Annotated in this window: 26 protein-coding genes; 14 read left to right on the forward strand and 12 right to left on the reverse strand. The window is 69.1% G+C overall.

Annotation, left to right across the window (positions count from 1 at the left end; genetic code table 11):
* Positions 1 to 37: 37 nt before the first annotated feature.
* The 5 genes from ACWAT2_RS18175 to ACWAT2_RS18195 all read right to left on the reverse strand — a co-directional run bounded on the left by ACWAT2_RS18175 (position 38) and on the right by ACWAT2_RS18195 (position 4,103).
* Positions 38 to 1,381 (reverse strand): helix-turn-helix domain-containing protein, encoded by a 1,344-nt coding sequence (locus tag ACWAT2_RS18175; RefSeq protein ID WP_402377957.1) that lies wholly within the window; start codon positions 1,379 to 1,381, stop codon positions 38 to 40.
* 345 nt (positions 1,382 to 1,726) lie between these two features.
* Positions 1,727 to 2,347, reverse strand: a complete 621-nt coding sequence (locus ACWAT2_RS18180) for a hypothetical protein (protein ID WP_402377960.1) — start codon at positions 2,345 to 2,347, stop codon at positions 1,727 to 1,729.
* Positions 2,344 to 3,102 carry a ParA family protein gene (locus ACWAT2_RS18185; RefSeq protein ID WP_402377963.1) on the reverse strand — a complete coding sequence of 253 codons (759 nt, stop codon included), beginning with the start codon at positions 3,100 to 3,102 and terminating at the stop codon, positions 2,344 to 2,346. Before ACWAT2_RS18185 ends, ACWAT2_RS18180 begins: the two co-directional genes overlap by 4 nt.
* Before the next feature lie 227 nt (positions 3,103 to 3,329).
* The gene (locus ACWAT2_RS18190; protein ID WP_402377966.1) at positions 3,330 to 3,485 is read right to left on the reverse strand and encodes a hypothetical protein; all 156 of its coding nucleotides are present in this window, start codon (positions 3,483 to 3,485) and stop codon (positions 3,330 to 3,332) included.
* A 231-nt stretch (positions 3,486 to 3,716) separates the two neighbouring features.
* Positions 3,717 to 4,103: a DUF6573 family protein gene (locus tag ACWAT2_RS18195; RefSeq protein ID WP_402377969.1), complete on the reverse strand. Its 387-nt coding sequence runs from the start codon at positions 4,101 to 4,103 to the stop codon at positions 3,717 to 3,719.
* A gap of 201 nt (positions 4,104 to 4,304) precedes the next feature.
* Between ACWAT2_RS18195 and ACWAT2_RS18200 the strand changes: the two genes are divergently transcribed.
* On the forward strand, positions 4,305 to 5,048 hold the full coding sequence (locus tag ACWAT2_RS18200) for a hypothetical protein (RefSeq protein ID WP_480049162.1): 744 nt from the start codon (positions 4,305 to 4,307) through the stop codon (positions 5,046 to 5,048).
* A gap of 22 nt (positions 5,049 to 5,070) precedes the next feature.
* Here the strand turns inward: ACWAT2_RS18200 and ACWAT2_RS18205 are convergent, their stop codons facing one another.
* The 6 genes from ACWAT2_RS18205 to ACWAT2_RS18230 all read right to left on the reverse strand — a co-directional run bounded on the left by ACWAT2_RS18205 (position 5,071) and on the right by ACWAT2_RS18230 (position 10,548).
* Complete coding sequence (locus ACWAT2_RS18205) at positions 5,071 to 5,688, reverse strand: DNA-binding protein (RefSeq protein WP_402377975.1); 618 nt, start codon at positions 5,686 to 5,688, stop codon at positions 5,071 to 5,073.
* Positions 5,689 to 5,790: 102 nt separating this feature from the next.
* Positions 5,791 to 7,593, reverse strand: coding sequence for a helix-turn-helix domain-containing protein (locus ACWAT2_RS18210; protein WP_402377978.1), 1,803 nt, complete (start codon positions 7,591 to 7,593; stop codon positions 5,791 to 5,793).
* Between the two features lie 580 nt (positions 7,594 to 8,173).
* Positions 8,174 to 8,494: an ArsR/SmtB family transcription factor gene (locus ACWAT2_RS18215; RefSeq protein ID WP_402377980.1), complete on the reverse strand. Its 321-nt coding sequence runs from the start codon at positions 8,492 to 8,494 to the stop codon at positions 8,174 to 8,176.
* A 118-nt stretch (positions 8,495 to 8,612) separates the two neighbouring features.
* Positions 8,613 to 9,263 (reverse strand): hypothetical protein, encoded by a 651-nt coding sequence (locus ACWAT2_RS18220; RefSeq protein ID WP_402377982.1) that lies wholly within the window; start codon positions 9,261 to 9,263, stop codon positions 8,613 to 8,615.
* 11 nt (positions 9,264 to 9,274) lie between these two features.
* On the reverse strand, positions 9,275 to 10,318 hold the full coding sequence (locus ACWAT2_RS18225; RefSeq protein WP_402377985.1) for a transglycosylase SLT domain-containing protein: 1,044 nt from the start codon (positions 10,316 to 10,318) through the stop codon (positions 9,275 to 9,277).
* A complete protein-coding gene (locus ACWAT2_RS18230; protein ID WP_402377988.1) occupies positions 10,315 to 10,548 on the reverse strand; it encodes a helix-turn-helix domain-containing protein in 234 nt (77 codons plus the stop codon). The genes ACWAT2_RS18225 and ACWAT2_RS18230 overlap by 4 nt, the downstream gene beginning before the upstream one ends.
* Positions 10,549 to 10,625: 77 nt before the next feature.
* Here ACWAT2_RS18230 and ACWAT2_RS18235 point away from each other — a divergent pair, with 77 nt between their 5' ends.
* From ACWAT2_RS18235 to ACWAT2_RS18290, 12 genes are all read left to right on the forward strand, one after another.
* Complete coding sequence (locus ACWAT2_RS18235) at positions 10,626 to 11,798, forward strand: MinD/ParA family ATP-binding protein (protein ID WP_480049163.1); 1,173 nt, start codon at positions 10,626 to 10,628, stop codon at positions 11,796 to 11,798.
* On the forward strand, positions 11,795 to 12,157 hold the full coding sequence (locus ACWAT2_RS18240; RefSeq protein ID WP_402377997.1) for a hypothetical protein: 363 nt from the start codon (positions 11,795 to 11,797) through the stop codon (positions 12,155 to 12,157). The genes ACWAT2_RS18235 and ACWAT2_RS18240 overlap by 4 nt, the downstream gene beginning before the upstream one ends.
* The gene (locus ACWAT2_RS18245; protein ID WP_480049164.1) at positions 12,154 to 12,945 is read left to right on the forward strand and encodes a hypothetical protein; all 792 of its coding nucleotides are present in this window, start codon (positions 12,154 to 12,156) and stop codon (positions 12,943 to 12,945) included. The genes ACWAT2_RS18240 and ACWAT2_RS18245 overlap by 4 nt, the downstream gene beginning before the upstream one ends.
* The gene (locus ACWAT2_RS18250) at positions 12,929 to 14,731 is read left to right on the forward strand and encodes a hypothetical protein (RefSeq protein ID WP_402378003.1); all 1,803 of its coding nucleotides are present in this window, start codon (positions 12,929 to 12,931) and stop codon (positions 14,729 to 14,731) included. The genes ACWAT2_RS18245 and ACWAT2_RS18250 overlap by 17 nt, the downstream gene beginning before the upstream one ends.
* A gap of 2 nt (positions 14,732 to 14,733) precedes the next feature.
* The gene (locus ACWAT2_RS18255) at positions 14,734 to 16,242 is read left to right on the forward strand and encodes an SCO6880 family protein (protein ID WP_402378005.1); all 1,509 of its coding nucleotides are present in this window, start codon (positions 14,734 to 14,736) and stop codon (positions 16,240 to 16,242) included.
* Between the two features lie 196 nt (positions 16,243 to 16,438).
* Complete coding sequence (locus ACWAT2_RS18260; protein WP_402378008.1) at positions 16,439 to 17,824, forward strand: ATP/GTP-binding protein; 1,386 nt, start codon at positions 16,439 to 16,441, stop codon at positions 17,822 to 17,824.
* A 2-nt stretch (positions 17,825 to 17,826) separates the two neighbouring features.
* Positions 17,827 to 19,701 (forward strand): TraM recognition domain-containing protein, encoded by a 1,875-nt coding sequence (locus ACWAT2_RS18265; RefSeq protein WP_402378030.1) that lies wholly within the window; start codon positions 17,827 to 17,829, stop codon positions 19,699 to 19,701.
* Positions 19,698 to 20,261, forward strand: coding sequence for a DUF4913 domain-containing protein (locus tag ACWAT2_RS18270; RefSeq protein WP_402378010.1), 564 nt, complete (start codon positions 19,698 to 19,700; stop codon positions 20,259 to 20,261). Before ACWAT2_RS18265 ends, ACWAT2_RS18270 begins: the two co-directional genes overlap by 4 nt.
* Positions 20,258 to 20,839 carry a hypothetical protein gene (locus ACWAT2_RS18275; RefSeq protein ID WP_402378013.1) on the forward strand — a complete coding sequence of 194 codons (582 nt, stop codon included), beginning with the start codon at positions 20,258 to 20,260 and terminating at the stop codon, positions 20,837 to 20,839. Before ACWAT2_RS18270 ends, ACWAT2_RS18275 begins: the two co-directional genes overlap by 4 nt.
* A 6-nt stretch (positions 20,840 to 20,845) precedes the next feature.
* Positions 20,846 to 21,814 (forward strand): GNAT family N-acetyltransferase, encoded by a 969-nt coding sequence (locus ACWAT2_RS18280; protein ID WP_402378015.1) that lies wholly within the window; start codon positions 20,846 to 20,848, stop codon positions 21,812 to 21,814.
* A gap of 86 nt (positions 21,815 to 21,900) precedes the next feature.
* Positions 21,901 to 22,137 (forward strand): hypothetical protein, encoded by a 237-nt coding sequence (locus ACWAT2_RS18285; RefSeq protein WP_402378018.1) that lies wholly within the window; start codon positions 21,901 to 21,903, stop codon positions 22,135 to 22,137.
* Complete coding sequence (locus tag ACWAT2_RS18290; protein ID WP_402378021.1) at positions 22,134 to 22,637, forward strand: hypothetical protein; 504 nt, start codon at positions 22,134 to 22,136, stop codon at positions 22,635 to 22,637. Before ACWAT2_RS18285 ends, ACWAT2_RS18290 begins: the two co-directional genes overlap by 4 nt.
* Before the next feature lie 144 nt (positions 22,638 to 22,781).
* Here ACWAT2_RS18290 and ACWAT2_RS18295 read toward each other — a convergent pair whose 3' ends face one another.
* Complete coding sequence (locus ACWAT2_RS18295) at positions 22,782 to 23,312, reverse strand: hypothetical protein (protein ID WP_402378024.1); 531 nt, start codon at positions 23,310 to 23,312, stop codon at positions 22,782 to 22,784.
* A gap of 217 nt (positions 23,313 to 23,529) precedes the next feature.
* Between ACWAT2_RS18295 and ACWAT2_RS18300 the strand changes: the two genes are divergently transcribed.
* Positions 23,530 to 23,868: zinc finger domain-containing protein (locus ACWAT2_RS18300; RefSeq protein WP_402378027.1), on the forward strand; the 339-nt coding region annotated here is incomplete at its 3' end.

Consider the following 23,868-nt stretch of genomic DNA (forward strand, 5'->3'; position numbering starts at 1 on the left):
TATCAACATTGAAGTTCGGTCGGCGGATCGTTTGCAGTTACGCTCGCGCTGCCGCCATTTCGTAGACATTCATAGGCCCATCGTCTCGGCGCATAATCTGGCGCTTTATCCGTGCCTCGACCGTGCTGTGCGCAAGGCCAGCCTCCTTGGCAATCCTCCGGTAGCTCATCCCGGACCGTCGCATCCGGACGAGCTCCTCGTCCGTCGGCGGCGCTGGCTGTGCGTCCGGGACGTCCACCGTCTCGGACACCTGGACACCCTCGGCCGCCCGGACGTCCGGGACGCCCACGGCCGGGACACGCTCACCGTCCGGGACGGTGGACGGCCGGGACACCTGGACGCCTCGTCCGACCGGGACGGTGAGCGGCGGGACACCTGCGTCCGGCCGGGACGCCTCTTCGCTGTCGTCGACCTCGGGCTGTGTGTCCGGGACGTTCACCGTCCCGGACACCTGGACACCCTCGGCCGCCCGGACGTCCGGGACGCCCACGGCCGGGACACGCTCACCGTCCGGGACGTTGGTGTCGCCCTCCCCCGGCAGGCCTCGCCGCGCGGTCTCCCTGTCCGTGGCGTCCAGCTCCTCACGGACGTGGAGCACCTGTGCGTCCGGGACGGACACGGTCATGATGCGCTCATCGTCCAGGACACCGGGCACCTGGACATCGCGTCCGTCCCGGACGTCCCGGGCGGTCATCCGGGCGGCGTCGCTGTCGGCCAGGGACACCGCCTCAGCTGCGCCCTCGTCGACGGCGGACAGGGCATCGCGCCACGTGGCCACCTGGGCGCGCATCGAGTCCGGGGGCACTGTGCGCAGCGCGACGGCACGGGCGCGGAGCCTGCGCCGTTCTGCTCGAGCGATGCGCCGTGCCGAGCGGCGGCGCCCGTCGTCGGCGCGGCGTGCGCGCCGCTCGGCGTCGATGCTCAGGAACAGGGCGTGCATCCGCGCACCCTGACGCATCGAGGACCAGGTACGGCCGCTGGCCAGGTGCCGGTCGCCGATCAGGGCCAGGTGCCACATGAGCGCGGCCAGCAGCGGGACGAGGAACCGGAAGATGGCGGCCCCCAGCGGGTGGCCGATGTACAGCTCGTGCCAGCCGGCAAAGAAGCCGGACGCCCCGGACAGGAGCCAGGTCAGGGTCAGCAGCGTCCCGCCTGGCCGGTTGGTCTTCGCGGCCTCGCGCGCCAGGAGGGCGACGGTGACCAGGGACAGCTCGAAGACGCCGGCCGTGGTGTAGGCGACGGTCGGCGCCATGCCGAGCACGTCCATGCCGAAGTAGACCATCGCGAGGTACGCCGACCAGGTCGAGATCAGGGCGACGGACACCGCCCCGAACAGGACCAGCCGGCGCGAGCGGTCAGGGTGCGGACGAGTCGTGCTCATGCTCACTCCTTGGCTTGTAGTCAACATGGTCAGTCTAGCGCACCTATTCATCATTGGGAAGATGAATCGGCACGTCAGAACCTATTCATCTGGACACCTGGACACCGTTGGACAGTCCCGGACACTCGGTGTCCCGGACACCTCCGCGTCCTCACTGTCCGGGACGAAGCGACGCCGGGTCGCCGGACGTCCCGGACGTCCACCTCGCCCCGGCTCGAGACGTCCACTGTCCCGGTCACCTGGACACCCTCGGCTGCCCGGACGTCTGGACGTCCAGACGTCCGGGACACGCTCACCGTCCGGGACGGTCGCACCTCGGACGTCTGCGAGTGTCCGGCGCGGGCGCTATCGGCTCGGCCGGGTGGGCAGGCGCGGCGGTGGTGGCGGAAGCTCGCGGCCGTACCGTGCTCGGGTGTCGGCGATCGCGTGTCGGGCGGCCTCGGTGACGAACTGCGACAAGCTCTGGACGCGGCCGGCTCGGCGGTCGTCGACGACGGCGTGCTCGGCGTCGGCGATCGTCGCTTCGGCGAGCAGGATGCTGCGCTGGACTCCTGAGCCGCTGCGGTACTCCTCCCCCAGGCTCGCCGCGACGTCGGCGCGCTCGGAGGGAGTGCGGGCGGTGTGTGCCCTGATGGCGGCCTCTACCCAGCGGGCGAACCCGACGGGCGGGTCGGACAGGCTGTCCAGGTCGACGACGTAGGCGGCGCGGGCCTCGTTGAAGGTCTCCTTCTGCCAGTAGGTGCCGAGGCGGCGCTGCCCTTCGGGTGCGCGCGTCGCCGGCACCTTGGACATCGGTGCGGGCGCGGGCACCGGCGACGGCGGCTCGGCCGGGGTGCTCTCCGTGTCGTCGCGCTCGAGCGTTGCCCGCGGCTTGTCCTGCCGCGTCGATGCGATGTGCTCGGCGGGCGCGCTGTGGATCGCGGCTTGCTCGCGCTCCTTGAGGCTCATCCGCTTGCGCGCGCTCATCGCGAACCGCCCTCCTTGATGATGGCCGTGGTCGCGCGGCGGTAGTCCTCGGCGACGGGGGACGACGGGTCGTATTCGCTGACGGTCATGCCGGCGGTGTAGGCGTCACGGACCATCACGCTGTGGCGGACGGTCGGTGCGACGCGGCCGGGCATGCGGTCCTCGAGCAGCTCGACGATCTCTCTGTCGAGCAGCCGGCGGCCGTCGTGCATCGTCGGGACCGTCCAGTCGATCCGGACGCCGGGGTTCACGCGCTTCCCGATCGGGCCGGTCAGCACCGCCTCGAGTCTCTCGATCTGCTGGTACGCCTCGACCTCTGGCGGTACGGGCACGATCAGGACCTCGGCGGCCGCGAGGCCGGTGCTGGCCAGTCGCCCCAGGGAGGGCGGCGAGTCGATGACGACGTCGTCCCACTCCCCCAGTTCGGCGGAGTCTCGGATGACCGTCACGACGTCGACGGGCGGGTTCTCCTCGACGGCGATCAGCTCGTGCGTGCCGACCAGGACGCTGACGTTGGGCACGCGCGTGCTGGCCGCAGCCTCACGGATCGTTGATTCGGCACGCAGCACGTCCGCTGTGGTGCCCTCGACCTCGGAGTCCGGGGTGATCCCGAATCGGGCCGACGCGTTGCCCTGCTGGTCTAGCTCCACCAGCAGGACGTCGCGGCCCTCCTGCGCTAGCCGATAGGCGAGCTCAGCCGCAGTGGTGCTCTTGGTGATGCCGCCCTTGCCGCCGGCGACCGTGTAGACGGTCATAGGTCACCTCCCCTTCCTGTGTCAGCGATTCAACATGGTCAACCTACTGTAGGCCGCCAGCATCAGCGGGATAGTTGTCCTATGCGACCTCGTTCACCTATCACTGCTCGTGGATCTAGGCGACATGGTCCGAGCTGTACTCTGTGGGTACAGCCTTGGCGTGGTAACCGGGGCTGTGCTGACGCGACAGCCCCCGACCCCGAGTGGGCCGGGGGCTGTCGCTGCCTTCACGCTGCGGCGCAGGTGCCCTCGAGCCGCGCGTTCGCTGCTTCGAGGTCAGCAACCAGGACGTCGGCACGGCCGATGACATCCCCGCAGGCGTGAGCATCGCCGTCGATGAGGTTGTCGATGTCCTCGCGCGTGGGCTGGTACGTGGTGCTCATGGTGATTCTCCTTGGTTGTGGTAACCGGTCGTGCTGACATGTTCAGCCTAGCGCACCTATTCAACATAGGTGGGGCTGTGGCATCTAGCTCTCTTGAGGAACTGCGTGCTTCCGCAGTTTGGGCGAGGGCCGTGTTCACCGCGCCCGTGTAGTTGACCTAGTGATCCTGCTCTATCTAGGTGACCTATCCGTGGTCGGGGCCCGCGCCCTGCGGGCCCCGGCCAGCTCCGGTCAGTCCTCGTGCGGCGTGAGGATCGTCAGCACGGGCGCGGCGGTGTCGCCGGGGCCGACGTGCAGGTGCAGCGTGGTCATCTCGGGGTCGATCGCGCTCGGAGCGTTCGGGACGCGGCAGACCGTGAAGACCGCACGCGGACCGCGGGAGGATCGGGCCGCGTGGTGGGCCATCGCCAGGACGTCCCACAGCCGGCCGCTCACGTCCTGCGGGGCGTCGTTCTCCTCGGACCAGGCCACGGCGTCCTGCCAGGCGGCGCGGGTCAGGGCGACCGGGTGACGAAATCCGGCCTCGCGGGCCGTGGGGGAGACGTCGACGAGGTCGCCGCTGGTGATGAGGTCGGCGCGGCTCGTGACGTGGATGACGGGGCCGAAGGTGGTGCTCATGGTGGTTCTCCTTGGTTGTGGTAACCGGTCGTGCTGACATGTTCAGCCTAGCGCACCTATTCAACTGGCGCAAGCGTCACCGCAGATCAGCACCTATTCAACTTCGGTGAACTTCTGCCGGCGCGGCGCACGGTCAGCGGCAGATCCTCCCGGCGGGGGGAGTGCTCAGGTGTCGCGGCGTCTCTCCGGCATCATGTGGGGGTGCCGGTATCCAGTCGCCTTCTGCACCCTGCTCCGTGGACGCTCGACGACGACGTCGTCCAGAGAGCCGCGACCAAGCTGCGTGAGGAGTTCGCGACGACGAGTCCTAGCTGGCCGGACGTCGTCCGGGCTGTTGTCCGGGTGGTCGATGCTCCCATCAGCACCGCGACGCTGAACGACGCCGTCGCGATCGCTCTCTACCTTGGCGACGACGCCGTCGCCCGTTGGCTTGACCGCCTGATCACGCATCCCGAGTGGCTCGAGGTGCGCATCGAGGAGCAGCTCCAGAACCACGGCCGGTTCATGGCGCTCGGTTCGTTTGTGCGGCGCCTGCCCACAGTGCACGGGCCTGACGATGCCTACGAAGGTCCTGGTCCGTGGCACGTTTCCTCCTGCCGGTTCGTGGCCCGTGCCGGCGTTTTGACCAACTGGGAAGGTGTCGAAGAACTCCCCAACGACGGCCGACTGTGCAGCGAGTGCCGCGCCGGCCAGCCCGCGCCGGCTGCGCAGCTCCCACCCACACAGCAGGACCGGGCCCGCGACGAGATCCGCGACCAGATTGCCTTGCTCGGGACGTTCGTGCGCCGTCGAGGCGAGGACGGTGCTGTGCCCATACCTCCGGGCAAGTGGCACCGCGCGGGATGCAGGACCACGCGCACCGCCGCGGACGCCCGTGCGTGGGAAGGCGTCGCCGAGCTCCCTTCCGGTGAAGGCATCTGCAAGACCTGCCTACGCAACGGGTAGTAGGTGGCGCCCATCTCCGGGCCTAGCTAGTCGGTGAGGGGGAGTCGCCGGCTGCGGCTGCGGCCAGCGCTGCCAAGAGACGGTCGCGCTCAGCGATGGTTCGGTCGCGCTCGGCCTCGGCTGCTGCGAGGGAGGCCTCTGCGCGGTCGGCGCGGCTGCGCTCGGAGGCCAGCGCCTCAGCGGCCGCTGAGGCAGCCTGTGCCGCGTTGTCTCGCGCGCGCTCAGCCGCTGCCCGGGCCTCCGCGCGGGCCCTGTCGAGGGCGCGGCGCGTCTCGTCCAGGTCGGCCTCAACGGACTCGAGGTCGTGAGCGATCGCGTCGCGGTCGTCCTGGGCCTGCTGGAACTTGGCTTGCAGGCCGGCGCGCTCGTCGTCGTAGGTGGCGGTCGCGAGCGTGTGGGCCGTTCGCCAGATGGCCGTGAAGGGTCGCTCGAGCTCGGCGGGGACCTCGGGAATCGTACGGGCGGCGTCCTCGCGTTCCTTCCACTCTCTCGCGGCCGTCGCGGCTACGCCCATGCGTACGCCCGGGCCGTTGGCGGCGGTGCGTTCACGTACGGCGCGGGCGGTGACGGCGAGGCCGGCGTCGGCCAGCGCCTCGGCGGCCTCGGCTGCGCGCTGCTCGGGGGTGTTCTGGTCGGCCATAGTCGAACTCCTTCGATCAAGGTAACGCCGGGAACGTTGTTACTTGTTACCAATGTTACCCCGCCGCTCGCAGGACGCCCAGCGCCAGCCGCTGGTTGGGGCTCAGGCGCTGCGGGCCACGACGTCGGCGACGGTCCAGTGCGGCCCTACTGCGGCGTCGGGTGGTAGCCACCAGCCGGCGGTTTCGAGCCATGCGAGGTCGTCGGGGTCGGGGAAGTGGTTGATGTCGCCGGGTTGGGCCTCGGGGTCGTGGCGGTGGAGGTAGGCGCGCCAGGCGGTGCGGTGGCGGGCGTAGGTCCGGATCTGTGCGGCGACGACGTCGAGGGCGCCGAGCTGCTCGGCGGCCGCGAGGAGTCGGTCGGGGTGGGCGGCCAGGTCGCCGGCGTCGTCGCGGGTAACCAGGCCCCACGCGAGGAGCGCTTGGACGGCTTCGTGCACCGTGGAGCGGCTGATCGCGGTCGTCTGGGCTGCCTCGAGCACGGTGTGCGCACGGCCGGTCTCGATCGCTTCGAACACCAGGGCGGCGACGTGCCCGAGCTCGCGGAACGCAGGTCGCAGGCCATGCAGCTTGCCAGCGTCCCACCGCAGGTGCTCGACGTGTCCGGTGAGCTCCTCGGGGATCGTCAGGGCGTACAGGTCGGCCGTCTCGCCGTGAGCGGGCTTGAGCAGGTCGCACCAGCCGGCCGCGGTAGCGGCCTTAAGCGCGAGGGACACCGTGGAGTGGTCCAGGCCCGCGGCTACGGCGAGTGACCGTGTTCCGACGGCGACGTAGCGCGACCCGGTGGCGTGGGCGAAGCCTCCCAGGGACCTCAGGACGAAGCGGATCGCGTACCCGGACCTCCCGGGGAAGCGGTGCAGCTCGGTGGTTCGTAGGGCCGCGCGCCAGGTCCGGATGAACTGGTGCTCGTCGCCTGCGTCGGACCGGTCGAGGCCGGGTGGGGGGTACCCCCCCTGTGACTTCGTCGCGCTTGTGTTGGATATACGGACAGTGTCATTCCCGGGTTCGCCGGAGGGTCTGGCCTGCGGGTTCGTGCATTCTGTGGTGGCCACCAGCCGCTGTGCGGCCGCCCAGTCGGTGGTGATGCGCCGCCGCTGGCTCGACGGGGAGTGGTGGGCGTACAGAGCGCGCAGGCCGGCCCAGCGGCCGTCCTCGAGGCGGGCGACGACGTCGCGCAGGTGCCAGCCGGCGCGGGCGGCCGCGGCCATGACCGCGGCGCGGGCTTCGGACGGGCTGGGGTAGCGGGCGGTGTCGTAAGTGCCGTGGCGGGCAATCCGCAGGATCGGGTCCCGCAGGCCCTTGGCCGGCCCGGCCGCGGCGCCGGGCTCGCTCGTGCTGTCGTCCACGGCGGTCAAAGCGGCCGTGCGGGAGCGCCAGGCGGCGATCTGCGGGCGCAGCCGTACTCGGATGGCCTCGACGACGTCGGCGGCGTTCGGGCGCCGCAGGACGTCGTACGCGCGGCTGAGCGACATCGTGAGCTCCTGGTGGCCCCAGCCCTTGTGCAGGGCTCCCGGGGTGCGGATGCAGCCCGAGCGCACCGAACGGTGCGGGCCCGGGTCCAGGGACGGGAAGAGCAGCGCCATGGCCTCGACGAGCTCGCGTGCGACGTCGAAGGCCAGACGCTCGGCCAGAGGCACGTAGATGTGGCGGCCGCCGGTGGGGGAGACGTCCGTGACCACGCGTGCTCCGCACTCGACGAGCCACGCCTCGAGGGCGGCAGCCTCTGCCGCGGTGGCGTCGACATCGTCACCCACGACGTCCAGGTCCAGACATAGGGCACCGCACGTGCCGTCCAGTCCGTAGACCAGGACCGCGGCCGGCCCGCCGCGCGGCAGGAGCTTCGTCAGCGGGCGCTCACCGCGCACCGGGTACTCGACGGTCCACGCGCCCTGGCGGCGCCCTCGCACGCCTACACGCACACGTTCACGGCCGGCCAGCAGCTGAGCCGTTGCAGCCCACTGCTCAGCAGGCGACGCCATGGGGCTTGCGACGCGCGGCGTGTCGCGTACAGGGTGTTGCTCCGATGTGGCAGGTATAGTGGACTCCAGACAACAGACGCACCGGGGGTGCGTCGATCGGGGCCCATCACCTCCCGCCGCCAAGCATGAGGGTGATGAGCTTCTGACACTGGCCCGGCCCCTTCGGGGGCCGGGCTTCTTTGCGTTCTGAGGTTATGCAGGGATGTCTAGCGCCTCCCTCTGCACGCGAGTCGGTCGCGGCTTGAGGTCCGGCTGGTCGAAGTGCTCAGCGAAGAGGGCGACCAAGAAGTCGTTGCGTGTGGTGTACGGCGACTGGGCGGCCGCGGCGTCGATGACAGAGGCGAGACGTGGAGGCACGGAGGCCTCGATACGTTCCCGCGGGCCCTTGCCCTTCGGTCCTCGCTTACCCATGTGTGAACCCAACCACGGGTGACCAGCAGGGCTGACCCGAACACGCGGCGTGTCGCAAACTTTCCCGACGGAATTTCTGGGCCCGGAAATCCCCAGGTCAGCGGCCAGCGGCGTAGTCGCGCAGCGCTGCAAAGGCTTCGTCGACGGTTGAGGTGTTGACCTGCCATCGGACCTGGGCGCGGTGCCAGCGGTCTTCGAGCGGCACGTCGCCGGCCACGAGGTTCTGGCGTTCGAGGGCGGCCAGGTGGCGCTGCGTCGTCGAGCGGCCGACGCCGAGGTCGTCGGCGAGCTCGGTGAGGGTGAGAGGCCCGTGCAGGGTGAGGCTGCGGAGAATCTCGATGCGCGCGCGGTTGCCGATGGTCTCAATGGCGGTGCTCACCTCCTCGGGCATCCCAGGAGGTTCGATCAGGCGCGGCATGGTGCCCATCCTGCCGGATCGTCCCTACTCCCGAGACACCACCTATCTGCCTCTCTAAGTGGGATAGTAGCCTGTAGCGCAGCACGTTGACACGAGCACAGTGGAGCGTGACCCGCCGTCAGTGGCCGTGTTCGGCGTCGCCGATCGCGGTCATTGGTTCGTCGGTGGCGATGGTGTCGATGAGCCAGGGCTCGGTGTCGTCTGGTCGGGTTAGGTCGAACTGTGCGACGAGCACCGTCCTCTCGCCGGTCCAGCCGTCGGTGCCGACGGGACGCAGTTCGATGACGCGGCCGCGGCTGGCGGTGGTCTCGGTGTCTGGTGGCAGGTCGGGCATGGCCTCGGTGGCGTCGGTAGTCACGACGATGTACTTGCCGTCGTGCTCGGCGAGCTCGATCCACGTTGCGCCGGCACCGCCGGGTAGGTCGTCGGCGATGAGCGCCTGGTGTTCGTCGGTGAGCCACTCACCTGCGCGGCGTGCCGCGTCCAGGGGGGTCTTGTCAGTGGTGGTGTCGGAGGCCCAGTAGACGGCGGCCGCTTCGTCGACGACGCGGTCGGGGTCCAGCAGCTCTGCCGTGGGCTCTTGTGTGAGTTCCGGCGCCGACGTCTCGGCTCGACCACTCGGTGCCGTCGACACGGTCGACGAGGGCTCGAGTTCCGATGCTGGCGTCGCCGCAGTGGTAGCGGCCGGCGACTCGTCAGGGGCCGCGCACGCAGTCAGGGCCAACGCTCCGGCGGCGACGAAGGTCGTGAAGGTGGCGCGGTGGCGCATGTGATGGCCTCTCATGTCCCGACATACTCCCAGTGCCACGCCTCAGGCTTCCTCCCGCCGAGCCGGGCCCAGCTGGGGTGTTGCCAACCGTACCGGGGTCCGTTCTCGCGGAGCCATGCGTGCCGCGGGCTGCCTTCTGGGCCGAGGTTCCCAATGTCCAGGGCCAGGCCCCAGCCGTGGTTGGAGTATCCCGGTGTCGCGGCCAGGGTGGGCTTCTGAGCCTTGAGGACGACCTGGCTGGCGTAGTCGCGGTACGAGTCTGTGATCGCCAGATCAGTACCGAACCGTTCGCGGTATTTGGCGTTGAGGTCTTCGAGGGCCTCGGCGGCGTCACAGCGCAGCACCTGGTGGCCAGCCCAGGGAATTGCGCACAGGTTGGACGGGTCCAGTCGCCCCGACCCGCCGATGGCCTCTCGATACGTGCCATCGTCGGACAGGGGCGGACCGCCGCCGGTTGTGTAGTCGCCGGCGGCGTCGTTCTTCGAGTACTGGGCGATGCTGGCCAGGATCTTCTTGACGTAGCCACGGGTCTCGGCGATGGCGGGGATGCCACCTGCTGCCTGGACTCGGCCGAGGCCGGCGTTGTACGCGGCGAGCGTCAGTTGGAGGGCATCGCCGTCTACGTGCCCGCCGTCGAGCAGGTCGCTGACCAGTCCGTCTAGGTGACACATGTAGTCGGCCTGCGACCCGATGGCGTCCTCGGGATCAAACGGGTCTGCGACTCCGTCGTCGGAGTAGTCCGAGCCCCACGCCTGCCACGTTGCAGGCATGAACTGGGCCAATCCTTGGGCGCCAACGGGGCTGATGGCGGCCGGCTCCCAGTTCGACTCGGCGTCAATCTGGGCGGCCAGGAGCGGGGCAGTCACGGCCTCGCAACGCTCGGCGGCAGCGGCGATCGCATCCCGGTACTCCGCGGGCACGTTCTTCGCGTCGAGCTTTCCGCTGCCGCCGCTGGGCTCTGCCTTGGCCTCGTCCTCGTCGCCGAAGAGCAGCAGCCCGAGCAGCAGCGCAACAGCCACCAGCCCCGCGCCACAGGCCCCCAGCGCGGCCTTCACGAGCGCTTCCTGCGCCGCTCGCGGTAGGCAGCGGCGATGTTCTGTCGGTGACGGTCGGCATCGATCAGCACCTGGTCGCGCAGAAGCACATAGGACCCGCCGGATGTCTTGCGGCCCCGCAGCACGCCCTTGTGGAGCAGATCGAGCACGGTTTGCGGATTCCGCCCGAGCATCTCTGCGGCCTGAGCGACGGTCAGCAGGCTCGGCCAGCGCCTCTCGGAAGTAGTCATATCCACATAGTGACACAGGATGAACGAACTTGGCTACACCAGTAGACAGCCCATATAGACCGTGTCATCATGGGCTCATGACTGGAGCACAGTGGGCAGGCTCGGCTTACGCCGACGACGCCGAGACGTTGCACGAGGAGCCGCCGCCCATGCAGGCCGCGGCTGACGACCAGGCCGTAGAGGTCACCGACGCCGAGGAGGCAACCAGGGAGTCAGCAGGGGAGAACCTGCCGGCGAGCGACGTCGACGAGGCGTCGACGTCGCGGTCGCGCAGCTCGGACGAGCTGCTGACGTCTCGCACCCGCCCGGAGAACCGCCGCGCCTCGCGGGGCTGGCGCGGAGGGCTGCGGCGCGCCACGTTCGGCGCGGTCTCGCTCAAGGCTGGCGAAGCAGAGCTCGAGGAGATCCGCGACCGGGCCGCTGTGAACAACATCTGGCGCAAGACCCGAACCGTCGTCGTTGCCAATCCCAAGGGATCGGCCGGCAAGACCCCGACGACAGCCAACATCGGCGCGGCGTTCGGTGACGTGCGTGGTGGGGGAGTGTGCGCCTGGGACAACAACGAGACGATGGGCACGCTCGGCCAGCGCACCGTGCCGGCCCGGTTCAACACAACGGTGCTGGACCTGCTGGCGAACCTGTCGCAGTTCGAGAGGATCGACGCCAAGAAGGGCGAGCTTTCGGGCTTCATGCGGCCTCAGGAATCCGGGCAGTACCACGTCCTGGCCTCTGACGACGATCCCGCGCAGATGATCCAGATCGGCGCCGAGGAGTTCGCACGCATCCACACCGTGCTGACCCGCTACTACGACGTGCTCGTGGTGGACACCGGAAACAACTCGCGCGCCGAGAACTTCGTCGCGGCGATCGACGCTGCTGACGCCCTGGTAATCCCGACCAGGTGGAGCGAGGACTGCGTGACCCGCGCAGGCAAGCTCGTCGACCAGCTCCGTGCGAGCGGCCACGGCGACCTTGTCGAACGGGCCGTGACGGTCGTGACCGGGCCGCCGGCGACCGAGGCCACCGCTGACGACATCCGGACCTGGCGCGCCTGGTTTACCGAAACCACGGCAGCCGTCGTCGACATCCCGATGGACAAGCACATCGGCGGAGGCGGGCCAATCGTGCACGAGCACCTTGCGCCGGCCGCGCGCCGCGCCTACCTCTCGGTGGCCGCCCGGGTCGCCGAGCAGTTCACCGCCGCCGAGGAGGCCTCGGCCTTCCGGTCGATCAAGGAGAAGAGCGCATGATGACGAAGACCACGGCGATCCTGGCCTCGTACACGGTCACCGCAGCCGATGACGAAGGCGGCTTCAACCCGTTCGACGGCGTCACCCCCGACATCACCGTGTTCGGGGTCAAGTTCGAGAACACGATCACCCTGATTCTGGGTGGCCTATGGGCCCTGTGCCTTGTCGGCGGTGCCATCGGCATGCTGCTCGGCGGTGGAAAGTGGGCGCTGGCTACGAAGGTCACTCACTCGGTTGAGGGCGCCCTCGAAGGGTCCGAGGGGTTCAAGAAGGCTGCCATCGCGACCGGTGTCATCGCGCTGATCGGCATGATCTTCGGAGCGATCATGTTCATCACGAGCGGCGGCGGCGGCGAATGAGCGCGCAGCGGCGCAGGGCTCCCCGCTGGGTGTGGGTGGTGCTGGTGGTCATGGCTGTGCTCGGGATCGGTGCCGTTGCTTGGTTCGCCACCCGGCCCGGCACGCCGACCTCGAGCACGGCTACGCCGTCAGCGTCGCCAGCCCCCGTCGGCAGCTACCGCGTCGCTGCGGGCGAGGGTGGTACCACCGTAGCCTCCGACGGGCGCACGCCGGTCGGCTACGAGCAGAGCTGCGAGGGAGCGGTCGCTGCGGCGACGAACTATTCGGCGGGTATCTGGGATGCGACCTTCCAAGGCCAGATGAGCGAAGAACAGTTCGTCGCGTACCTGACCGAGATCAACGGCGGGCTGGACGACGGAGCCACCACCGGCGACGAAGACAGCCCGCTGGCAGCGCTCGTGACCGAGTTCGCGACGATCCGCGCAGATGCCACCGAGATGCGTGAGCTCGGTATCGACTTCGACCCCGACGGGCAGCTCCACCCGGAGTGGGGCGGATTCCTCGTGCAGTCCTGCACCTCTGGCGGACAGGCCACCGTCCAGGTGCTCGGGTACAGCGATTCTCACCTCGGTGAGGGTGGCGTTGGCGGGTACGAGGCAGTAAGCGCCACGGTCGCGTGGGTGGGTGGCGATTGGCGTCTGATCGAGCGCGTCGACCTCAACAACGACGACCTCCCGGAGGGCTATCTCGATGTCGAGGTCGCCCCTGTTTCTGCGGCCGATCGGCGGGCCTGGATCACGACGGCGGGCCCTGGATGGACGGAGTACACCAATGCACCCCAGGACTGAGATTCGGCGGTCGTGGCGTTCGCTGCGGATGCTTCTGGCGGCGCTACTCGTGGCCCTCGTGGTCGGTGCCGGTGCACCCGCTCTAGCCGATGAGAGCGGCGGCGTAGGTGCCGGGATCGACGACTCGAAGTACACCGAGGACCAGAAGGCCAAGGCAGAGGAGCAGGCCGCGACGGAGACCGCGGAGCGGACCTGCGACACGATCGCCAAGGGCCCGGCCGCGAGCCTCAAGAAGAAGTGCGTCGAACTGATGTCGTCGGAGTTCACGCGCGAATCGGTCCCGAAGCTTGGGGCTGTCACGCTGTGTGCAGCTTTCCCTGCGACGATGACGCTGCTGAGGGCCGGCTGTATGGCGTGGGCTGCGGTGAACATGGACAAGATCAAAGGCTGGTTCTGGGAGGCCTACGAGAAGGCGCTGACCGGCGCGGAAGCGGTTGTGGCCACGGTGAAGTTCATCGCCAATGCCGCCAACCCCTTCGAGACCTTCGTGAACACCCTGGCGGCCGGGGCGGTGAACTTCTTCGAGACGGTGATGACCGAGATCACGACGGTCACGGCGTTCGACGCGTCCGAGCGGTGGTGGCGCGATGCGTACGCCGCGGCAGGCGTTATCGGACTGACATTGCTGGCCCTCGGCATGTTGCTGACGGCCAACCACTACAACAACGGTCGGATCGGTGGTGAGGAGTACTCCCGGGCGATGTCCCTGTACCCGCTGATCGCGGTCGTCATGATCATCTTCGGCCCGGTGGTCGCGTATGTGCTCGGGGGCGCTGCCAACGGGTTGTCCGCCGGTGTCGTCTCCTGGATGGGACAGGACGCGGTGGACTTCCTGCAAAAGGGAGCCGTCTTCGCGGGCATGTCCCCGGTGATCCCTGGTGGGCAGATCATGGGCCTAGTGCTGTTCGCGCTGCTGTTCATGGTGATGTTCGGGTTGCTGGGGACCATGATCGTGCAGACGGTCAGCACGTACATGGTCGGCGCCGCCGGCGGTGCCGCGTGGGGCATGTCGTCGCACCCGGTGTGGCGCCCGAAGGCGCTCATGGTGCCGATGTTCGTCGTCGGTCTGATCTTCGCGAAGCCGGTCATACTGTTCGCCCTGGCGTGCGCCGTGAAGTTGGCCAACTCCGTCGGGTCCGGCAGTGACAGCGGGCTAGACATGCTCGTGGACGCGGTGATGATGATCGTCGCCCTTGGGATGGTCGCCTTCGCTCCCTGGACGCTGCTCAAGTGGTTTCCGCTCCTGCCCGACGCTACTGACTCTGCACGCGCGTCGGGCGCTGGGACCGGAGCATCGGCGATGGCCGGTGTCGCCGGTTCGGCGGCGACGCAGGCGGCCATGATGCGGGCACGCTCGACCAGCGGAAGCACGGGAGGTGCTTCCCAGACATCGGCTCCGGCTCAGGCGAGCCAGCCGCCCGCCTTGACGTCGCCGGCGGCGGCACCGACAGGTACGGCAACCCCGGTCTCGGCGCCGGCTGGTGCGAAGGCAGCGGCACCGTCGGGCGCTCCTGCCGCGTCGGGCGTCGCCAAGTCCGGTGCAGCTGCGGGCAAGGCCGGCACCGCGGGTACGGCCGGAACGACGGGCGCCGCCGGAAAGGTCGCAGCCGGCAGCGCCGGGAAGACGACCGCTGGAACGGCAGGGAAGACCGCGGCCGGGGCCGCCGGTGGCGCAGCCACCGGTGGCGCGCTGCTCGCAGCCCAGCTCGCGGCACAGACGGCGCAGGCGGGCATCCAGAAGGCGCGCGAGTCGGCCGACGCGGCGACTCCTGACGTGAGGAGCTGACGATGAGTGAGGTAATCGACCGCCGGGTGATGCTTGGAGGCGAGACCCGCTCGCGCGGGATCGTCGCCGGCCCGCTGTCCGGTCTGGAGTGGGCTGGTCTGGCCTTGACGGCCAGCCCTGCGCTGGCAGTGCTGTTCGGGGGCCCGTTCAGCTGGCCGCGGATGCTGGCGATCCTGGCGATCGCGGCTCTCGCGGTCGGCCTCTGGACTCCCTTCCCGGGCATCTTCCGTGGCCGCTCGATTGCGGCCCTGGTCGCCGGGCAGGTGCGGTTCCTGGCCCACCGTGGGGTGTTCGTTCCGGCGAGCTGGCCCGAAGCAGTCGAGGGGGTCGAGCCCTCCGACTTCACTGCACCGGCGCCGGTCGGCAACGTCCGCGCGACGACGATCACTCTGCCGACCGGGAATCCCCTGGGGGTGCTGCTGCACTCCAACCAGGTGCCCGGGCACGCCTACACGGTCGCCTTCGAGATGATGGGCTCATCCAGCGGCCTGGAGACCGAATGGGCGTTCGGCGCCGCGCAGGAGGCCTGGGGCAACTTCTGCGCGAAGCTCGTCGGTCGTCCGGGATCGCACCTGACCGGTGTCCAAGAGGTCACCCGGATCGTCCCCTACGACACGGCCGATCACTCGATGTGGATCGGATCGCGGATCCCGAAGGCTGTCGACCCTCGCTTGGCACAGTCGTACGTGGAGCTGCTCGACTATGTCGGCGGCCACACCGAACAGCACCGGTCCTGGCTGGTGCTGCGCCTGCCGATCACGACCACGTTCAACGCTGACGCCCTGCGCCTCGGCCAGGGCGAGGAGGGCCGTCTACGGCTGGTCAGCCGTGAGGTCACCGACGCGATGGACCGTGCACGTGACCACGGACTGGCGCTGCGACCGCTGGACGAGAAGCGCCTCGGCGCGGTGCTGCGGGCCTTGCAAGACCCGGACTACCCGATCGACCAGGTCGCCGGACGTACATTCGACAACGCGTGGCTGCCCTGGGACGCGCGGGCGCGACGTCACACGGTCGTCAAGGGGCAGGCCGACTGGTACACGCGTACTGCGCGGGTGCCGCTGCGCGGGATCGAGGCCGGCGTCTTCCCGGCCGACTTCCTGCACCCGCTGCTGTCGGGGGTCTCGCCGTCGGTGGTGCGCACCATCTCCACGACGATCAACCTGGTCCCTGCGCACCGGGCACGGGACCGGGCCCACTCCGATGTCACCAAGGACACTGGCTCACGCAACGAGGCCGCGGGCCGGGTCTCGGACGGGTCCGAGGCTGTGCAGCTGAGCCTGTCGCAGCAGCGTCTGGATGACCTTCGTCCCGGCACTGGACACCACGGCGCGAACTGGGGACTGACGATCACCCTGTGCGCCCGCTCCGAGGACGAGCTCGACGCGGCATGCCGCCGGGTCGAGGGCGCCGCCGGAGCCTCACACATCACCGAGCTGGAGTACCTGGACGGCCAGCAAGACGGCGGACTCGTGGCAAGCCTGCCGCTGGGTCGCGGACTGAAGGGATAGCAGCATGAGCAGGTCGACGAGGAAGAGGGTCGCTGCCCCGGCAAAGCCGCCGCGGCGACGCGCCGAGAAGAGTTCCCTCACCGCGCGGGAGCGGCGTCGACGTGCCCGTAAGGGGGACGCGCTGACGGGAAACAAGCCGGCGACTGCTGTCGCAGCCTCCGGGCCAGCGGCCGGCGCCCGCCGGCGCCGGCACAAGGTGCTCGAGCGTTCCGGCTGGTACGAGGTGCTGTCGCGTCCGCACCGGTCGACCACTCGTCAGGTCGCCGGCCTGTTCCACGCCACCACTGCAGCCCCGACTCCGCACGAGGGCATCGTGATCGGCAAGGAGATGCATTCCGGCTGGCCGTTCATCCACGACGTGTTCGCCGCCTACAACAAGACCGTCAAGAGCCCGAACGTCATCGTCCTCGGCGACGTCGGGTTCGGAAAGTCGTCGTTCATCAAGACCTGGGGCGTGCTGCGTCAGCTGATGCTCGGCCGCCGCGTGGTGGTGATCGACAAGAAGAAGCAGCGCAAGCCAGGCGCCCGGGAAGGCGAGTACGCCGACCTCGCCCGCGAGCTGGGCGTCGAGCCGATCCGGTTCGTGCTCGGTGCCGGCTCGAACGGTTCGCGCATCAACATTCTCGACCCTCTGATCGCCGGATCGACGACCGACGGTGACGACGGCGGCGCGTCGCAGATGGAGCTGCTGCGCGCCGTGCTGCGCGAGGCGCTCGGGCGCAAGATCCAACCCATGGAGGGCAAGGCCCTGGCGGTGGCACGCAAGGTCGCCGTTGCTCGGGCGCGGGCCGCCGGGCAGGAAGCGACGATCCGCGACGTCGTGAGCGCACTCGAGGATCCGCCGGCCGAGGCGATGGAGTACGTCTCGCACCGCGTCACCCAGGACAAGCTCGCCAAGTGGGGCCAGGAGGCCGCCGCCGAACTAGAGCGGATGGTCACCGAAGACCTCGCCGGGCTGTTCGACGGGCCGACGTCGGACAACATCTCGCTGACGTCCGGGCTGACCGTCTTCGACATCTCTGCCCTGCCAGAGTCGGGGCCGGCGGTCCCCATCGTGATGGCCGTGGTCAACGCCTGGATGCGCGCCGCGCTGGACCGGCAGACCAATCCTGTGCGGACGGTGATGGTCATCGAAGAGGGCTGGCACGTCATGGACGGGACGTTCGCGAAGGTCACCCGCTCCAACCAGAAGATCTCTCGTGGCGACGCGCTGATGAACATCACGGCGATGCACCACGTCTCGGATGTGCCGAAGAAGTCGCCGGCGATCGCGATCATCAAGGAGGCGGACACGATCGTGCTGTACCGGCAGAGCACCCTCGACGACGCCCGTCGCGCCGTGAAGCTGTTCAACCTGCCGAGCTACGCCGTCGGCACCCTCATGGAGCTGCCCGAGGGCGCGGCACTGATCAAGATCGGCAGCCAGAAGCCGGTCATCGTCAAGCACGTGCGCAGCGAGTTCGAGAAGCGGCTCACCGACACCGACTCGGCGATGCAGTCCGAGGAGACACTCGACCTGCACGACCGCGCACGCGGGCCGGTCGACGACCTCGTCGACGACGAGATGGTGGGGGCAGCGTGAGCATGAACGACGCGGCAGCCCTGCGGCCGCGACGATCGACCGAGAACCTGATCTTCATCGCAGTGCTGTGGCTGCTGCTGGCGGCCACGTTGGCCGGCACGCTGCTGCACGCCGTGACGTGGGCTGTGGCAACGGTGACCTCGCGCCCCGTGCCCGATGTCGGCGACACCCTCAACGCGGTCAGGGCGTCCCCGACGAACCCGGTCGCCGGGTACACCGACGCGCCCGGCTCGCCAGCACTGATCTACACGCTGGTGGCCGTCGTCGTGGTGACGCTGCTGGTCGGCGGTGTGTGGCTGGCGCTCACCGTGGCAGGGCGGATCTACGACCTGCGGACCAACCGCGCCACTCCCCGCACGCACCGCGAGATGCGCGAGCGGGCGGCGCTGGCCAAGGCCGGCGAGACCCTGGCCGCGACGCCGGCGGCCGAGCAGTTCAAGAGCACGGCGAAGGGACGCCCGGTCAGCACAGAGCTACTGGTCCCAGTGGGGTCGCTGCGCGGCAAGCACCTGTACGCCCAGCACGAGGACTCGGTGCTCGGTCACGCGCCGCCGCGCTCGGGCAAGTCGATGTTCCTCGTCGTGCCGTGGATCCTCGATGCTCCCGGGCCCGTGGTGGCCACCGGTACGAAGAACGACGTCGTGTTCCTGACCGCAGCGGCGCGCGAGGAGAAGGGCACCGTTCACGTCCTGGACTTCGACGACATCACTGGCTGGCCAGAGACCCTCCAGTGGAACCCGGTGATGGGCTGCGCCGACCCCGACGAAGCGATCCACCGCGGCCGTGCCTGGGCCTCGGCCGAGCCGATCGCCGGCACCGGCGGCAACTCCGAATGGTTCAAGGCACGTGCCGGGGAGGTCCTGGCTTACCTGATGCACGCCGCCGCCCTCAAGCCGGGCGGCAACATGGGCGACGTCGTGCGCTGGGCAGCGGACTTCAACGACAACGAGCCCGTGCGGATCCTGCGCGACCAGGGCACGAGCACCATCCAGGCCGACCCCCGCGAGGACACCCCGGCCGCATCGGCTGCGGAGCCGCTGCCCATCCCGGCGCCAGTCGACTTCGGTACCCAGACCTGGGCCGACCTGCTCACGGCACGGACGCAGTCGGCTGCCGGGGACACCACCGGCTCACTACAGATGACGCTCTCGGGCGTCCTGGCACCGCTGACCTCACCCAAGGTTCTGCGCTCGGTGTGCCCGTCCGGGCGAGGGTTCGACGTCGAAGAGTTCCTCGACGGCTCCAACACGCTCTACCTGCTCTCGTCCGACGGCGCCGGCAACGTCGCCCCGCTGATCACGGCCCTGGCCGACACCGTGGTGCGAGCCGCGAAAACCCGCTCGCAGAAGAGCCCCGGCGGCCGGCTGTGGCCGCCGCTGCGCCTCGTGCTCGAGGAGGCCGCGAACGTCGCCCCACTGCCGAACCTGCCAGGGCTGATGAGCGACTCCGGCGGGCGCGGCATCACAACGATGGTCATCGTGCAGTCGCACGCCCAGATGATCGAACGGTGGGGCCGCTCGGGCGCCGACGCAATCCGCGCCGCGGCGACCGTGCACCTGTACCTGCCCGGGATCAAGGAATCCGACGTCCTCAAGGAACTCTCGGACCGCACCGACCGATACAGGGCACGCCGGTACTCGCACTCCTCCGGAGGCCAGTACGGCGGCTCGACGTCGACCTCGAGCGAGTGGGAGAACGTCATGACGCCCGAAGCGATCCGCAAGATGGACGTCGGGACCGGACTGCTGGTCTACCGCGCGCTGAAGGCCGCGCACGTCAACCTGCCCACCCCCTGGTGGAAGCGGGAGGACCGCAAGACGATCGCCGCGGGCCTGAAGACGATCGAGGAGCGCACCGGACGCAGGATGGACCCATGACCGACTACATCACCCGAGACGAGCACCTGGAGGCCATGGAGGCCGTCCAGGCAGATATCGCGAAGCTGGTCGAGCTCGTCGGCCAGGTGCTCGACGGTGGCGCCCCGGGATCCGGCACGAAGCCGGCGGCCGGACGCTGGCAGTGGGACGCTCTCGACCACGAAGCGCGTGTCGAGCTGTGGTACGAACTGCGCGACTGGGTCGACTGGTACAACTCCCGGTACGGCTACGCCCACGACTCGATGTACATCCCCCCGTGCTGGCCGAAGCACAGCCTCGCCGTCGAGGAGCTCACGGCGCTGATGGTCGCGTGGAAGGCTGCCCAGGCCCAGAGCGAGCCAACCGACCTGCTGCGCACCTGGCACGAGCGCCTCTACCCGGCGATCGAGCGTCTGCACGGTAGCGGGCGCCCCGGTGGGTTCGATCGCTGCTCGGACGCTCGCCACGAGGTCAAGAACACCGTGCCTGTCAGCGGCGTACCCGATGATGTCTTTGCCGAGGTCGTCCGCGAGGACGTCGAGGCGCACCACGTCCCTGACCGCGACATCGAGGCCGCATGAGCATCCCGTACGTCTACTCCCTGCTCGAGACCCGCGTCCGGATCGGTGCGCTGCTCGAATCGATGGTCGCCGGCGACACCGGTCCGCTGATTCTCGGGTCGCGCGGCGCACCGACCGGGACCCTGCTCACCTTCGACCTGTTCGACGAGATGCGCGACCAGCTCGCCGCGTTCGAGGCCGCCCGCCACGTCGACCGGGTAGCCGCGCGCCTCACGCACCCCTCCGGGCCCAGCACCGCACCGCTGGGTTCCCTGCTCGACGGCGTCGACGACGACGCCCCCGTGACGTTCTGGCCCGACCTGGTCAGCGACCTGCGCACCACTGCGACCGCCGGTCTGCATGACGCGCTGCGCGCCGCGGCCGGTGGCCGCCTCGAGGGCACGGCGCTCACCAGCCGCGGGGAGAGCGACTGGCGGTGGTTCCTGGCGACCACCACACCCACAGGCCGCCCCGCCGAGGGCTGGCACCTCATCTGGCGCGCCACCGCCGACGGCGTCGAGGTCGTCGCCGCGCTACCGATGTCCGACCTCCTGGCGCGCGCTTGGCAGGAGGGCCCAGAGCCCAAGACCGAGGAGTAGACATCCGTGACACTGGACCCGACGATCCGCATCGCCACCTCTGCCGACCTGCCGGCACTGACCGGCCTCGCCGACCTCGCCGGCACCGCAGTGCGATGGAAGGATCGCCTCGGCGACGGCGCCACGATCGATACCCCGCTGACACTGGTCGCCGAAACTGACCATCAGATCGTCGGTGCGATCTGCTCCCACCCATTGGACATCACACCGGATGCCGTCATTCACAGCCGGTTCGGCGCCACGACCGCCTCGTCTCACACGACGCCCTGGTGGAAGTTGAGCATGCTCGCCGTCGTGCCCAGCTACGAGGGCCGAGGCATCGCTCATGCACTCCTGCGGCACACCGTTGCCGCCGTCCCCACAGGCATCGACGGCCTCTACGGCAACGTCAGTCTCGATCGGACCCGCGCCACCACCTGGTACCGCCGACAAGGCTTCTACCTGGCGGCTTCGATGGGCCTTCCTGGACGCACCAGCCGCGGCGGCATCAAGGTCAGCACGATCCCCGGCGACGTCTTCTTCCGCGGCGAGCTGCGCAACCTCCGTCAACACCTCGAGGGTCAGGGACACCCCCGCTCTGAGCGCCGCACCGCTACACAGGAATTCAAACGAGCCTGGCGAGAACTGACCTCCGCGGAACCGCCGGCCCGCGATGTGGGGTACCGCCTCTACGCCCGCCGTCTCGCCGCTCGTCTCGCTACGGACCGCTCCGAAGCCTGCCCTCACATGGAGCTCGGTCCTCGCCCGCACAACGTTCTGGGATGGGACCCAAACCTTCACGTCGCCTGCTTCGACTGCTGGACAGAACTACTCGCAGCCGCGGAACCCTATGACGACGACGACCTCTGCGACGGCTGCGGCCAACGAGCTGGCGACGTCCAGCTGTCGTGCATCGCCCTCGACGACGAGTTCCTCGTCGTCCACGCCGGGCTATGCCCTCCATGCCGCGCCGGTCGCGGATCTGGTGCGTGCTGAACAACCTCCATACGACGACGCTCGCGGGGATCACTGAACATCTGACGGACCAGGCGCCACATATCACACACGAAGGAGCACCACCCATGGCGATCCGAATCACCTTCACCGGCGAGGACGGCACGAAGAAGCTCGATGACAAGGACCAGCGATGCTTCCGGTACGCCATCGCGCCGAACGGGGCGCTCTACATCCTCACTGGACCCGAAGGGCTGGTGACTGCTAATGACCTCCGGGTCAGCAGCGTCTACGGCCCAACGGCGTGGTGGAGGGTCGACGGCGACAGCGTCTCGTCCAGCCTCCTGGACACGGTCATTGGGTGACCGTGCGGTTGGGAACACAGAGGATGAAGAGAGCGGGCGTCGTCGCGGTGGCCGTGCTCGTGCTCGCGTCCGCCTGCTCGACGCCCGCCGAGCAATCCGATGAAACTCGGCCGACCGCGACGTCCGCCGCGCCTCAGGCGCCCTCCACAGCCGCAGCATCGCCGACGCAAAGTAGGCGCGAGGAGGCCGAGGAGGCGTTCATCGAGTGGTTGCGTGGCCCAGCCTCAGACGCCGGCGTAGACGTGTCCGAACTCACCGACGCTCAGGCGATCGCACAGGGCGACCGGATGTGCCAACGGATCGCGGACGTCGAGGCCGGCGGCGGGGAGGCATCCGTGCGAGGGATCGCGCTGTTGGTCTTCCTGGAGGACGACGCCCTGTCAGAGGATGGGTCGAACGACGAGTCGGCGATGAACCGCCTGGTCGGTGTTACGTTCGGGGCGATTGACCACTTGTGCCCCGAACACTCGGGCATCCCTACGGAGCACTCGCCAGAATAACGGGCGAGACACGGTGTGCCCTGGCGCGGCAAGGCTTCGGAGACGTGCCCTTCCATCTCCGATTTGTTCGGGAAGCGCCGCCGCACCACCGGAGTCTCCGTGCCAACGGCGCCCGAAAACGACCGGTTTGGCCGCCGGCGACAGTTACTGCGAAGCTGCGCCCCACCTGTCCGCGTCGCGCACCCGCTTCACCTCGAGAGTCTCCAGGTAGCGGCCCGGGTGGTCGTGGTTCTGCCCATCCTCGAGGTCGTGCACGAGGTACGCGACACTGACTTCAAAGTCGCTGACCTCGTGTCGCACGTCGGGGATGGGGATCGTTCCGTGGCCGCCGTCGACTCGGCAGAGCTCCACGCGGTCGATCAGCGCGTTGTTCCAGAAGAAGTCGACCCAGAAGGGGCGCACGACGGGGTTCACGAAGTCTTTGGCCCAGTCGAAGTGCAGGTCGTTGCGCTCCTCACGGGTGTAGACGTTCATGCCCCACGACATCGTGAGGCTGACCTGCTCGCGGCAGACCGCATGGCTGTGGTGCTCGTCGCTGATGTTGCTGTACGCACCACTGGTACCGCTGCCGAAGTCCCAGCGATAGTGAAACGACGGACCGTTCGTCCGAAGCCGGTACCAGGCATCAGACGTTCGATCGGCGATGAGCTCGTGCTGGATCTTGAACAGGTCCACCGTAGGCCTCCGAATTCGTAGGTAGTGGCGAGGCTAGGGCGAGCCGCTGACAGCCCGGCACCGCCGGGTCGCCTCATCATCCACACTCGGCGCGGAAACGACCGGTTGTCAGTGCCAGCGGAGAGCATAGAGCGATGAACGCCAACGAGCCGTGGCCGACTCCCTTCTGGGCGGATGCGGAGAACGACCGCCGGCCTCTGCCGTCGGCGGACGTCATATGACCAGCGTGGAGCCGCTCGACCGCGCCTGCCCGTATTGCGAAGCCCCGCCGGGCCAGCCATGCGTTACACGAGCCGGCAGAGTCATCAAGGCGCACCACCACGCCGGCCGCCGCGCAAGCCGCGCCGCTGCCGATCAAGCTGCAGACGACACACTCGGAGCAGCCCAGCAGGACGGACCCTTTGCCGGCCTCGACATGAACGTTGCGGCTCGGCGGGCCTTTGCCAACTTCGACGCGACCGCTGCGGGTCGACGGGCCATTGCCGGCCTCGACATGAACGTTGCGGCTCGGCGGGCCTTTGCCAACTTCGACGCGACCGCTGCGGGTCGACGGGCC

It is taken from the genome of Isoptericola sp. GX10416 (assembly GCF_056590155.1).

Coding starts and splice junctions, on each gene's coding strand:
- ACWAT2_RS18175 (WP_402377957.1), bottom strand. CDS start 1,381: ATGAGCACGACTCGTCCGCACCCTGACCGCTCGCGCCGGCTGGTCCTG.
- ACWAT2_RS18180 (WP_402377960.1), bottom strand. CDS start 2,347: ATGAGCGCGCGCAAGCGGATGAGCCTCAAGGAGCGCGAGCAAGCCGCG.
- ACWAT2_RS18185 (WP_402377963.1), bottom strand. CDS start 3,102: ATGACCGTCTACACGGTCGCCGGCGGCAAGGGCGGCATCACCAAGAGC.
- ACWAT2_RS18190 (WP_402377966.1), bottom strand. CDS start 3,485: ATGAGCACCACGTACCAGCCCACGCGCGAGGACATCGACAACCTCATC.
- ACWAT2_RS18195 (WP_402377969.1), bottom strand. CDS start 4,103: ATGAGCACCACCTTCGGCCCCGTCATCCACGTCACGAGCCGCGCCGAC.
- ACWAT2_RS18205 (WP_402377975.1), bottom strand. CDS start 5,688: ATGGCCGACCAGAACACCCCCGAGCAGCGCGCAGCCGAGGCCGCCGAG.
- ACWAT2_RS18215 (WP_402377980.1), bottom strand. CDS start 8,494: ATGCCGCGCCTGATCGAACCTCCTGGGATGCCCGAGGAGGTGAGCACC.
- ACWAT2_RS18220 (WP_402377982.1), bottom strand. CDS start 9,263: ATGCGCCACCGCGCCACCTTCACGACCTTCGTCGCCGCCGGAGCGTTG.
- ACWAT2_RS18230 (WP_402377988.1), bottom strand. CDS start 10,548: ATGACTACTTCCGAGAGGCGCTGGCCGAGCCTGCTGACCGTCGCTCAG.
- ACWAT2_RS18235 (WP_480049163.1), top strand. CDS start 10,626: ATGACTGGAGCACAGTGGGCAGGCTCGGCTTACGCCGACGACGCCGAG.
- ACWAT2_RS18240 (WP_402377997.1), top strand. CDS start 11,795: ATGATGACGAAGACCACGGCGATCCTGGCCTCGTACACGGTCACCGCA.
- ACWAT2_RS18245 (WP_480049164.1), top strand. CDS start 12,154: ATGAGCGCGCAGCGGCGCAGGGCTCCCCGCTGGGTGTGGGTGGTGCTG.
- ACWAT2_RS18250 (WP_402378003.1), top strand. CDS start 12,929: ATGCACCCCAGGACTGAGATTCGGCGGTCGTGGCGTTCGCTGCGGATG.
- ACWAT2_RS18255 (WP_402378005.1), top strand. CDS start 14,734: ATGAGTGAGGTAATCGACCGCCGGGTGATGCTTGGAGGCGAGACCCGC.
- ACWAT2_RS18265 (WP_402378030.1), top strand. CDS start 17,827: ATGAACGACGCGGCAGCCCTGCGGCCGCGACGATCGACCGAGAACCTG.
- ACWAT2_RS18270 (WP_402378010.1), top strand. CDS start 19,698: ATGACCGACTACATCACCCGAGACGAGCACCTGGAGGCCATGGAGGCC.
- ACWAT2_RS18275 (WP_402378013.1), top strand. CDS start 20,258: ATGAGCATCCCGTACGTCTACTCCCTGCTCGAGACCCGCGTCCGGATC.
- ACWAT2_RS18285 (WP_402378018.1), top strand. CDS start 21,901: ATGGCGATCCGAATCACCTTCACCGGCGAGGACGGCACGAAGAAGCTC.